The organism is Enterococcus pernyi (assembly GCF_045371165.1).
GTDB classification, from domain to species: domain Bacteria; phylum Bacillota; class Bacilli; order Lactobacillales; family Enterococcaceae; genus Enterococcus_B; species Enterococcus_B pernyi.
The window spans coordinates 75,341-88,202 of sequence record NZ_JBIQDM010000008.1; the positions used below are offsets into that span (position 1 = coordinate 75,341).

Here is a 12,862-nt window from a genome sequence, read left to right on the forward strand (position 1 = left end):
AATGAACAATAAATTCATTGTTCGTTAGGATGCTTGTTCCTTTAATTTTTCAGCAAATTCGTTGATTTTTCGAATCCGATGATTGATCCCTGATTTCGAGATCGCTCCGGATGGGATCATTTCTCCTAGTTCTTTTAAACTGACTTCAGGATGTTGCAAGCGTAATTCAGCAATCTCTTGTAACTTTTCCGGAAGTGCTTGTAAACCCACTCGTGCTTCGATCAATTCAATATTTTCAATCTGCTTTGATGCTGCATCAATGGTTTTGTTCAGGTTAGCCGTCTCACAATTGACTAACCGGTTCACTGAATTTCTCATATCACGCACGATCCGCACATCTTCAAAGCGCAACATCGAATTTGTTGCCCCAATCAGAGTCAAGAAATCAGCAATTTTTTCGGCCCCTTTTAAATAAGAGATATAGCCATTACGTCTTTCTAGTGTACGCGCGTGTAAACCATAGTAATTCAACATATTACAAATATCTTGGTTATGTTGTTCGTAGATCGAATAAATCTCTAAGTGATAACGACTTGTTTCCGGGTTATTGACTGAACCCGACGCCATAAATGCGCCACGTAAATATGAACGCATCTTTTGTGCATTTCCCATGATCTCATCGGAAACATGCCCATTGAACATCATGCCATCCATGATATCCAGATCCATCAATACATTTTTTGTTCCTTGTTTCAAGCGAACGATGTAGACATTATTCTTCTTTAATTTCATTTTCTTGCGTACGAGCAGTTCGCTTCGTACTTGATAATGATCTTTTAAAAGTGAGTAGATCCGTCGAGCAATTGCGGCGTTTTCTGTCTGTACATTCAAGATGAATTGCTGGTTGACGATTCCAAGTGAGCCATTCATTCGTAATAACGCGGCTAATTCCGCTTTTGCATGTTCTCGATGGACTTCCAAACCAGTCAATTCCTTCTTGACTTCAGCTGCAAATGACACGTTATCCACCTCCTTTTCACAAAATTTTTCCTTTAATTACTTTGAGCCAAAGACGATACGAAATAGTTCTTCAACTACCTTTTCACCATCATGGAAGACCCCGCCATTTTTCAACTCTAAAAAGTCTGTCGAAATGACCCGACAATTTTCTTCTCTTAAGCCATTAAAATCATGTGCTACTTGGACAAGGTATTCATCGTAGATTTCCGGGTCCATGTAATCTTTTGGTACTTTTTCTGTATTGACTAAAACAGTATCGATAAAGGGTTGGTCTAAATGTTGATGCAACACACGAATATGGTCTGCATCTGAAAAATGTTCTGTTTCCCCTTTTTGTGTCATGATATTACAAATGTACACGACCTCTGCTTTCGTTTGAAGCATGGCTTCACCAACTTCTGGTATGACTAAGTTAGGAAGAATACTCGTGAACAAGCTTCCCGGTCCTAAGACGACCATATCTGCTTCCATGATCGCAGAAACGACTTTGCGGCCTGCTTTGGCTTCACTTTCGTCTTCTGTATTACGCACGAATACCCGATCGATCGTTTTGCGGTCAAGAGCGATTTTAGATTCTCCGATCGCTGTCGTTCCATCTTTGAAGACCGCATGTAAAGTCAACGGCGTTTCAGAAGAGGGATAGATGTGACCATCCACGTGCATCATTCGAGACAATAGTTGCACTGCTTCATAAGTACTCCCTCTCATTTCAGCAACTGCCGCAATGATCAAGTTACCAATGGTATGATTGGCTAAAAATTGGTCTTCTTTTTTGAAACGGTACTGAAAGATATCTTCGTAAAATTGAGGCATATCAGATAGCGAGACTAACACATTTCTTAAATCTCCTGGAGGAGCCATCGCAATCGACTGGCGAATCTCACCGCTGCTACCGCCATCATCTGCGACAGTCACGATTGCCGTGATATCGGCTCCTTGATTACGTAGACTTTTCAAAATAACAGGTAAGCCAGTACCGCCTCCGACTACAACGATTTTGGGTTTTCGAATTCGGTAAGTTTTCATTTTCATGAGCGGTTCACCGTCTCTTTGCGCTTATCTTTGTCACGATGAGTTACATTGACTTTATATGTTTCACTAAGCGCTTGAGATAACCTTTCTGTTAAAGCAACTGAACGGTGTTGTCCACCCGTACAGCCAATTGCTACAGTCAAACTGCTTTTTCCTTCTTTGATATATCCTGGCATGACTGTCTTTAATAAATCAAGGAATTTCAAATAAAATAATTCTGTTTCGTCAAAGGACATGACGTAATCATAGACTGGTTTATCTTTCCCAGTCAATGGTCTTAAATCAGCGATATAATGAGGGTTCGGTAAAAAGCGAACATCCATTACAATATCTGAATCAATCGGTAATCCATATTTGAAACCAAACGAAACAAACTCGATGCGAAATCCTTGATCATCTTTTGTTTTAAATGTTTGATTGATTTTTTCACGTAGTTGTCGTGGAGTTAAAGTCGTCGTATCAATAATGACCGAAGCTTGTGCTTTGATGTCATTTAAAATCGCCCGTTCCTTACGAATACCTTCCGTTACTAGACCATCCATCGCCATCGGATGTGTTCTTCTGGTTTCTTTATAACGAGCAACCAACTCTTCATCAGAAGCATCTAAAAATAAGACAGAGGTATCGATGAAATTTGTGTTTTCGATCTCGATCAACATACTTTGGATCTCTTCAAAGAAAGAGCGTGAACGTAGATCCACACCAAGTGCCATTTTTGTGACTTTCCCCGATTCCTTGATCAGTTCCCAGAATTTCGGGATCAGTGTTGGGGGCATATTATCGATACAAAAGTACCCCATATCTTCAAAGCTTTGAATGGCCACAGTTTTACCTGCACCGCTCATTCCTGTAATGATTACTAGTTCTAAATTATCAGCCATCCGTATGGCCTCCTCTCTCGTTCTCCTATAAAATTATATCATCCCGGGCGTATCATTGCTAGTTTGAATTCGATTTCTTTTGATTTTATTCAAAGACTGTGAAACAAAAACAAATCACTTCAAAATAAGCACGAAAAGTGAGTGGGACATTAGTCCTCACGCACATTCTAAAACCGAATAAATGGCGAGAACAAAAGTACGCTCTTCGGAAATAAGGCGCCATCCACAAAAATTTGAAGAACAATTTTCGTGGATGGCGTCTTATTTCTCGAGGGGAAACATTTCTGTCTCTAACTCTTTTCGCGCTAATTTATAGGAGCTGAACCCCTGTGGATCAAACTCAGCCCACAACTATTATTACACTCAAAACGTATCTTACTTTCGAGCAGACAGTGCCATCTCGATTGTTCGATCAGCTAATATCGACTGCGCATCGATCACAGGATAAGGATTATCGGAGGCAACTTCTTGCATCAAAGACAATTCTGTACAGCCTAAGATGATCTTTTCACATGCCAATCGTTGAACGACTTCTTCTAAAATCTCAAAATAAAGTTCTTTGTTCAAGCGATCTGCTTCTTTGATTTCATGATAAATCAAGTAGTTCACTTTTTCTTGTAGTTCTTGGTCAGGAATCACCACGTCAAATCCTAACGCTTTGATTTCTTTTTCGTAAACGCCGGCAAGAATACTTCCTTGAGTTGCTAAAACAGCTACTTTACCCGTTGTTTTTTGACGGACAAGCTCTTTTGCCGCTTCTCGTGGCATATGCAAAATCGGAATCGTCGTCTCTGCTTGTAAGTCATCAAAAAAGTAATGAGCTGTATTACAAGTCAAAACAATGAAATTCGGTTGTAGTAAATTTTGTTTTTTGACATCCTCTACTAAATAAGAGACAGGATTTTCTTTTGTTTGATCCAAAATGTAGGCCGTTCGATCAGGAACTGTCGCATGATTGAACAATACATAGTTCAAATAATCCTGATCTTTGGCGGCTTTGACACGATGATTGATCAAGCGTACAAAGCTTTCCGTTGCCATCGTTCCCATCCCACCTAAGATGCTGAAAAAATTCTCCATGAGCTAGCCTTCTTTCGAATGAAAGTATTTTTTAAATCTTGGAATATAGTTTCGGAACATATAAGTCATCAATACCCAGCGTTTAAGTGAATGATCTTTCTCATAAAACACAGTCGTTCCATAGCGTTTTTCTTTGATCAACTGCAAGGCACGTTGTTTTTGTTCGTTCTCTTTGGCATAAGTCAAAAAGACTTTTTTAGGCACGCCAAGCCATAGCTTCGCTTGGTCTGATTGGTTCGTTCCGTAGGTCGTTTCCACGAATGGCACACCAAAGACACGGTCTTCTGTTAGAAAACGTGCTAAATTCAGACCATTAAGCGTAACAAAGAAACTACTTCTTCCTTGACGAAGATTGATCTCAAATAATTTATATTCCCCATCTCGTGGGTCATATTTCATGTCGAAGTTTGCAAAACCAGTGTACTCGATTTTTTCTAGAAATGCTTTGATCGTTTGGTAGATCTTCTCGTTATAGTCAGGCATGATCACCACATAGTTTCCGATAGACGCTGGTGTTGGGTCTTCAAGTAATGGATGTCCTAGACACATCATTCGTACTTGATGCTGGTCATCAACGTAGGCATTCAAAACACGCATATTGCTGTCATCCCCAGGAATAAAATCTTGTGCGATCATTTCGCTCGTATAACCTGCTTCATAGATCCGACCTAACATCAAATCAAATTCCTCGCGATTATCAATAATAAACGCTTTTTTTCGTCCCTCAAATTGGACAGATAAATATTCCACACTATTTGCCGGTTTTAGTGCTACAGGAAAATTGAAAGGTAACTCTTGTTCCAAGCGGCCATTGTTCAACATTTCTTTTCGAATGATCAATGTTTTGGGATAAGGTAACTGATATTCTTCACATATCTCATAAAAACTCACTTTATTCACTAATCGCTCGAAAAGTGAATAATCGATATAAGGACATATAAAAGTTTCAGACAGCTCCTCTTTATGCTGAGATATCAACTCGGCATATCCATCGCCACAAGCTATCAGTAAATATTTTTTATTTTTATCCGTATATTTTTCTTTTGCTAAACGTCTCATCGTCTCTATAAAAACCGGATCTTGATCAAATCCTGGAATCACTTCAACGTTTACGATTTTGCTATAGCGGGTAGGCGCTAATTGATTCGACGCATAGGATTGGCAAACTGTGCCATATGCCTCGTGAAATGAACGGGCCATACCATAAACGTTCATATCGCTACCTAATAAAATAGGGATAAATTCATTTTTTTCATTACTGTTCATCATTATCTCTCACTAACTTAATAATCTCTTGTTTTTTCTTTTACAATTACACAAGGAATATCATACCATAAAGAAAAAAGCAATCAAAGGAATCTCCTCCGATTGCTCAATTCTTTTTTGAACGGATTGAACTTATAGGAAGTTTTTATCTATACCAATAAGTGTAGAAAGAACTACCATATAAAATATTCTAGAATATTCATGAAAAGAAAACAATACATATTGTATTCTTTTAATATTTTTTTAACTATCATCATCACTTTTATTATTTTCCCATGATTTTTTTCAAATAATGTCCTGTATAGCTTTCTTTGACTTTCACTAATTCCTCTGGTGTACCAGTCGCTAGGATCGTACCGCCACCTTCGCCACCTTCAGGTCCTAGGTCGATCAAATGATCCGCTGTTTTGATGACGTCTAAATTGTGTTCAATGACTAACACAGTATTTCCTGCATCAACCAATCGTTGCAAAACATGCAATAAACGAGCAATGTCATCAGTGTGAAGCCCTGTAGTCGGCTCATCTAAAATATAAAAATTCTTCCCATTAGAAATTTTGTGCAGTTCACTCGCAAGTTTCATTCGTTGCGCTTCTCCGCCGGACAATGTCGTTGCTGGTTGTCCCATCGTGACATACCCTAAACCAACATCAACGATCGTTTGTAGTTTTCGATGGATCTTAGGGATCGGTTGGAAAAACTCAACGGCATCTTCAACCGTCATCTCTAAGATATCCGCAATACTTTTTCCTTTGTAATGAACTTCTAATGTTTCTGAGTTATAACGTTTCCCATGACAGACTTCGCATGGGACATACACATCTGGTAAGAAATGCATTTCGATTTTGATGATCCCATCCCCGCGGCAAGCTTCACAGCGTCCACCTTTCACATTGAAACTGAAACGACCTTTTTTGTAGCCACGCATCTTCGCTTCATTAGTTTGAGCAAACAGATCACGGATATCATCAAAAACACTCGTATAAGTCGCCGGATTACTTCTTGGTGTCCGACCAATCGGGCTTTGATCGATATCAATGATTTTTTCGATTCCTTCATAACCAGTTATCGTTTTGAACTTTCCTGGTTTGGCTGAATTACGATTGATTTTTTGTGCTAATGCCTTCTTCAAGATACTGTTCACAAGCGTACTTTTCCCTGAACCAGAGACTCCAGTGACCGCCACGAACTCACCCAAAGGAAACTCGACGGACACGTTTTTCAAGTTGTTTTCTGTCGCACCTGTGATCTTGATCGCTTTCCCTGTACCTTTTCGTCTTGTTTCAGGAACAGGGATCGATTTTTTGCCAGACAGATATTGTCCGGTCAATGAATGTTTATCCTTCGCAACTTGAGCTGGGGTTCCAGCAGAAACGATCTCGCCACCTTGATGTCCCGCACCAGGCCCAACATCGATCAAATAATCAGCTGCACGCATCGTATCTTCATCATGTTCCACAACCACTAAGGTATTGCCAAGATCACGCATTTTCTTCAATGAACCGATCAAGCGATCATTGTCCCGTTGATGCAAGCCAATGGAAGGCTCATCTAAGATATAAAGAACTCCCGATAGATTTGAACCGATTTGTGTGGCTAAACGAATCCGTTGCGCTTCTCCACCTGATAAAGTGCCCGAAGCACGACTAAGTGTCAAATAATCAAGACCCACATTTTCTAAGAATGACAAACGATCATTGACTTCTTTTAGAATCGGACGAGCGATGACTTTTTCTTGCTCTGATAAAGTTAGATTTTCAAAAAATTCAACGGCATGTTGGATCGACAACTCATTCGTCTGACCAATATTCGTACCATTGATCTGTACGGATAAAGCTTGTGGATTCAACCGGTAACCGTCACAAGTCTTACACGTCAATTCTGTCATGTAAAGACGCATTTGTTCTCTCGTAAAATCGCTGTTCGTATCATGGTAGCGACGTTTGATATTGGTCATCACCCCTTCAAATGACGTTTCAACATCTCTCACTCCTCCAAAATCATTTTCGTAGTGGAAATGGAAGGGCTCTGAGGTACCATTCAACACGATTTCTTGATGTTCAATAGGTAAGTCTTCAAATGGTGTATCCATATCGATGCCATAACTTTCGCACGCTTGAGCCAGCATTTGTGGATAATATTGCGAACTGATGGGATTCCAAGGGATGATTGCTCCTTCATTCAATGTTTTTGTTTTATCTGGGATCACTAGATCGATATCGACTTCTAATTTGACACCCAAACCATCACAATCCGGACATGCGCCAAATGGTGCATTGAAAGAAAATAAGCGCGGTTCTAATTCTCCCACTGTAAACCCACAGTACGGACACGCATAATGTTCGCTAAAGAGCATTTCTTCTTCCCCGATCACATCGATCAGTACATAGCCATCCGCTAAACGAAGCGCTGCTTCGATAGAATCGAATAAACGAGAGCGGACGCCTTCTTTGACCACGATTCGGTCAATCACGATCGCGATATCGTGTTTTTTATTTTTCTCTAATTCAGGTACTTCGCTAACGTCATAGGTTTCTCCGTCTACACGAACACGAACATACCCTTCTTTTTGGACACGTTCAAATACTTTTTTGTGTTGTCCTTTTTTCTTTACCACGATCGGTGCTAAAATTTGGATCTTCGTCCGATCAGACAGTTCTAGCACTTTGTCCACCATTTGTTCGACGGATTGACTGGTGATCTCGATATGGTCATTTGGACAGATCGGATGACCGACCCGAGCAAACAACAAACGTAAATAATCATTGATCTCTGTGACTGTCCCTACGGTAGAACGAGGGTTTTTACTGGTTGTTTTTTGATCGATCGAGATTGCTGGGCTAAGTCCATCAATACTATCGACATCCGGTTTATCCATTTGCCCCAAAAATTGACGGGCATACGCAGATAAACTTTCGACATATCGGCGTTGTCCCTCTGCGTATAATGTGTCAAAAGCAAGTGAACTTTTCCCTGAACCGGATAATCCGGTGACGACCACGAATTTATCACGTGGGATCGTCACATCGATATTCTTCAAATTGTGCGCTCTTGCGCCATGAATAATAATTTTATCGTTAGCCATGTTTACCCCCTACTCAGATGCTTTTAATTCAAGAATCATATCACGCACATTGGCTGCGGTCTCGAAATCCAATGCTTTCGCTGCATCTTTCATTTCTTTTTCTAGTTTCATCAATAGTGTTGCTTTTTCTTCTCTTGTCATCTCTTCATAAGAAACTTGTACCGTTTCTTTTGCATCATCTTCTGATTCTTTCGTAATCGAGATCAAGTCTCGGATTTCTTTGATGATCGTTTTCGGAACAATACCATGTTCCTCATTGTATTGTTGCTGGATACTACGACGTCTTGACGTTTCGTCCATGGCCAAACGCATAGAATCAGTGACTCTGTCCGCATACATGATGACTTTACCTTCTGAGTTACGTGCCGCACGTCCGATGGTTTGGACTAACGAACGTTCACTTCGTAAGAACCCTTCTTTATCGGCATCTAAAATAGCGACTAACGATACTTCAGGGACATCTAATCCTTCACGTAGTAAGTTGATACCAACTAATACATCGAACTCACCTAAACGAAGGTCGCGAATGATCTCTGTTCGTTCTAATGTTTTGATATCACTATGCAAGTATTTCACTTTGATCCCTAACTCTTTGAAGTAATCGGTCAAGTCTTCTGACATCTTTTTCGTCAACGTGGTCACGAACACCCGTTGATCTTTTTCGACCCGCTCATTGATCTCACCAACTAGATCATCGATTTGACCCATGATCGGTCGTACTTCGATGACTGGGTCTAATAATCCTGTTGGTCGAATGATTTGTTGGACCACTGTGTCTGTTTGTTCGTACTCATAAGGTCCAGGAGTAGCTGAAACATAGACGATCTGGTTGACATGTTTCTCAAATTCTTCTAGACGCAAAGGACGGTTATCTAGTGCAGATGGCAAGCGGAAGCCATAATCGACTAGCATTTGTTTTCTCGCACGGTCTCCGTTATACATTCCACGGATCTGTGGCATCGTCACATGAGATTCATCAATGACCATCAGCGCATCCTCAGGGAAGAAATCTAATAACGTATACGGCGGTTCGCCTTCTTTACGACCATCCATATGACGTGAATAGTTTTCGATCCCTGAAGTATAGCCCATCTCTAACATCATCTCGATGTCATAGTTCGTCCGTTGTTCTAAGCGTTGCGCCTCTAGTAATTTGTTCTCATTACGTAACACAGTCAAGCGTTGTTCCAGTTCTGCTTTGATATTTGCGACCGCATGTTCCATATGATCGTCATCGGTCACAAAGTGAGTGGCTGGGAAAATAGCGACGTGCTCTGTTTCGCCTAATACTTCACCTGTCAACGCATTCACTTCACGGATTCTTTCTACCTCATCACCAAAAAATTCCACGCGTAATGCTCGCTCATCACGTGAAGCCGGAAAGATCTCCACGACATCACCACGCACTCGAAAACGACCGCGCTGAAAATCAATATCGTTTCGCTCAAATTGGATGCTGACTAGATCTCGGATCAATTGATTACGGTCCATCTCCGCACCTTGTCTGATCGACACGACTTGTTTTTGATATTCGAATGGTGAACCTAATCCAAAAATACAAGAAACCGAAGCAATCACGATCACGTCATTTCGTTCTAACAATGAACTTGTGGCGGAATGACGCAATTTATCGATTTCATCGTTGACACTTGAATCTTTTTCAATGTACGTATCACTCGAAGGTACATAGGCTTCTGGTTGATAATAATCATAGTAAGAAACAAAATATTCGACCGCATTATTCGGAAAGAACTCTTTGAATTCCCCATATAATTGGCCAGCTAGTGTCTTATTATGTGCAATGATCAAAGTTGGTTTATTTACTTTTTCGATCAAATTAGATATCGTATAGGTTTTCCCTGTTCCGGTCGCACCTAATAAAATCTGCGCTTTTTTACCCTCATTTACACCTTCGACCAACTGCTTGATCGCTTCTGGTTGATCGCCGGCTGGTTGGTATTTTGACACCAACTCGAAATGACGGGAGGTATCTCTTTCAATCATTGTTCGTCCTCCTTTTCGTTCATTCCTTCTCTCATTTCATCAAAAAAAAGAAAAGGAAAGCAAAGGCATTCCTTGTTCTTCTATTATATCACGGCGAACATACTTTCGCCAATTGAAAGTTTCAGATCTTATAGTTCATCTCTTTCTTTTATTACATGTCACATTTTCTTACATACCATGTAATAAACTGCTACTTTTTTGAATTATTTTTTCTTGGAATCTTGTGTTAGGAATATCTTTTCGCCTATAATAGTTAAATATGGAAATTATCGAAATTTATATAGGAGGTTATTTATGAAAAAAAGAAACATGTTACAGACATTCCTTTTCATAATGACAGGACTTGTTACATTCGCTCTGCACACGCCTGTGCAAGCTGATGAGACGCAATCGACTACAGCAACTAGCGAGACGATGCAAAAAATAGAACCTAAAAAAGACGTTTATGTGATTGCAAGTGATTCGGCCTTCGCTCCATTCGAGTATCAAAATGCGGATGGCGAATATGTGGGGATCGATGTCAGCTTAATGGAAGCTATCTCAGAAATGCATGGGTTCAATATCCGCATGGACTTCCGCGGTTTCTCTGCTGCGTTACAAGCATTGGAATCTGGACAAGCAGATGGAATGATCGCGGGGATGACGATTACAGATGAACGTAAAAAAACGTTTGATTTTTCAGACCCTTATTTCCAAAGTGGTATCCAAATCGCAGTCAAAAAAGGCAATACTTCGATCAAGTCTTATGAAGACTTAGATGGAAAAACAGTCGGTGCGAAAGTCGGTACCGAAAGTGCAGATTTCTTGGTCGCTAACCAAGAGAAATATGGCTACGAAATCAAATATTTCGATGCTGCAGATCAACTATATGACAGTTTGAGAGTCGGAGCAATTGACGCAATGATGGATGACTATCCAGTAATCGGTTATGCGATCAAAAATGGTCAGGAATTAGAAACGCCGATCGAACGAGAAACTGGTGGCTCTTATGGTTTCGCAGTGAAAAAAGGAGAAAATCCTGAATTATTACAAATGTTCAACGAAGGATTAAAAGAATTAAAACGAACAGGTCAATATGATGAGATCATCAATCAATACATCTCTACAGATGAAAGTGCAGCAGCACCAGCTGTTGATGAATCGACATTGACTGGCTTGATCCAAAACAATTACAAAGCGCTATTGAAAGGCTTATGGCAAACGATCCTATTAACCTTGATTTCATTTGCACTAGCTTTAGTTGTCGGCGTAATCTTCGGTCTTTTCAGTGTTGCACCGATCCGCGCCTTACGAACAGTTGCCAGCATCTATGTAGATATCATTCGTGGAATCCCGATGATGGTACTTGCTTTCTTCATCTTTTTCGGTCTACCAAGTATCGTCGGCTTTACGATTCCTGACTTTATTGCAGGGATCATTACATTGACCTTGAACGCGAGTGCCTATATCGCTGAAATCGTACGTGGTGGGATCAATGCAGTTCCAACAGGACAAATGGAAGCTTCACGAAGTTTAGGTCTGTCTTATAACCGTACGATGCAAAAAATCATTTTACCACAAGCATTTAAAATCATGATTCCATCGTTTGTCAACCAATTCGTGATCTCATTGAAAGATACGACGATCATTTCAGCGATCGGTGTGGTCGAGTTGTTACAAACTGGACGAATCATCGTTGCTCGGACCACTCAAAGTACGTATGTTTACTTGATCATCGCAGTAATGTACTTGATCTTGATCACTGCATTGACGAAATTCGCGAAAGTTTTAGAAAAGAAGGTGAAATAAGATGACAGAAAAAATCTTAGTCGAACATCTTGTAAAAAAATATGGAGACAACACTGTCTTGAACGACATCAACGTGTCGATCAATGAAGGCGATGTTGTTTGTGTGATCGGACCTTCTGGTTCAGGTAAAAGTACTTTTTTACGTTGTTTGAACCGTTTAGAAGATCCGACATCCGGTGATATCATCATTGATGGTGCTCATTTGATGGATAAAAACACAGATATCAACTTAGTAAGACAACATATTGGCATGGTATTCCAGCATTTCAATCTTTTCCCACATCTTTCTGTGTTGGAAAACATCGTTTTAGCACCGATGGATCTAAAGAAACTCTCTCGTGAGGAAGCAGAGAAAAAAGCAATCAAATTGTTAGAAACAGTTGGTTTAGAAGACAAAAAAGATATGTACCCAGATAACTTATCTGGTGGACAAAAACAACGGGTTGCTATCGCTCGTGCATTAGCTATGAATCCCGATATCATGCTCTTTGATGAACCTACTTCAGCCTTGGACCCAGAAATGGTCGGCGATGTATTGAATGTCATGAAAAAATTAGCGAAACAAGGAATGACTATGGTCATCGTGACACATGAAATGGGCTTTGCTAAAGAAGTCGCTAACCGTGTCATGTTTATAGATGGCGGCAACTTCCTTGAAGATGGCACACCACAACAAATCTTTGAAAATCCGCAAAATGAGCGAACGAAAGATTTCTTGGATAAAGTATTAGATATCTGATCGACTAAAAAAGGCCTCTAAGAACGT

Annotated in this window: 9 protein-coding genes; 2 read left to right on the forward strand and 7 right to left on the reverse strand. The window is 40.2% G+C overall.

Annotated features, from left to right (window positions below; genetic code table 11):
• Positions 1–24: 24 nt before the first annotated feature.
• The 7 genes from whiA to uvrB form a co-directional block, all read right to left on the reverse strand.
• Positions 25–960, reverse strand: coding sequence for a DNA-binding protein WhiA (gene whiA / locus ACH0AK_RS10435; RefSeq protein WP_010735234.1), 936 nt, complete (start codon positions 958–960; stop codon positions 25–27).
• Positions 961–996: 36 nt separating this feature from the next.
• Positions 997–1,992, reverse strand: coding sequence for a gluconeogenesis factor YvcK family protein (locus ACH0AK_RS10440; protein WP_010735233.1), 996 nt, complete (start codon positions 1,990–1,992; stop codon positions 997–999).
• The gene (rapZ, locus tag ACH0AK_RS10445; RefSeq protein ID WP_010735232.1) at positions 1,989–2,873 is read right to left on the reverse strand and encodes an RNase adapter RapZ; all 885 of its coding nucleotides are present in this window, start codon (positions 2,871–2,873) and stop codon (positions 1,989–1,991) included. Before rapZ ends, ACH0AK_RS10440 begins: the two co-directional genes overlap by 4 nt.
• 375 nt (positions 2,874–3,248) lie before the next feature.
• Entirely contained in the window at positions 3,249–3,953 is a 705-nt protein-coding gene (locus ACH0AK_RS10450) for an amino acid racemase (protein WP_010735231.1), read from the reverse strand.
• 3 nt (positions 3,954–3,956) lie between these two features.
• Positions 3,957–5,222 (reverse strand): D-aspartate ligase, encoded by a 1,266-nt coding sequence (locus ACH0AK_RS10455; protein ID WP_041684221.1) that lies wholly within the window; start codon positions 5,220–5,222, stop codon positions 3,957–3,959.
• Positions 5,223–5,484: 262 nt separating this feature from the next.
• A complete protein-coding gene (gene uvrA, locus ACH0AK_RS10460) occupies positions 5,485–8,304 on the reverse strand; it encodes an excinuclease ABC subunit UvrA (protein WP_010735229.1) in 2,820 nt (939 codons plus the stop codon).
• Between the two features lie 9 nt (positions 8,305–8,313).
• Positions 8,314–10,308, reverse strand: a complete 1,995-nt coding sequence (uvrB, locus tag ACH0AK_RS10465) for an excinuclease ABC subunit UvrB (RefSeq protein ID WP_019723722.1) — start codon at positions 10,306–10,308, stop codon at positions 8,314–8,316.
• 198 nt (positions 10,309–10,506) lie between these two features.
• On the opposite strand from uvrB, the gene ACH0AK_RS10470 reads away from it, so the two are divergent.
• The gene (locus ACH0AK_RS10470; protein WP_309296177.1) at positions 10,507–12,096 is read left to right on the forward strand and encodes an amino acid ABC transporter substrate-binding protein/permease; all 1,590 of its coding nucleotides are present in this window, start codon (positions 10,507–10,509) and stop codon (positions 12,094–12,096) included.
• Position 12,097: 1 nt separating this feature from the next.
• Complete coding sequence (locus ACH0AK_RS10475; protein WP_019723724.1) at positions 12,098–12,835, forward strand: amino acid ABC transporter ATP-binding protein; 738 nt, start codon at positions 12,098–12,100, stop codon at positions 12,833–12,835.
• Positions 12,836–12,862: the final 27 nt, after the last annotated feature.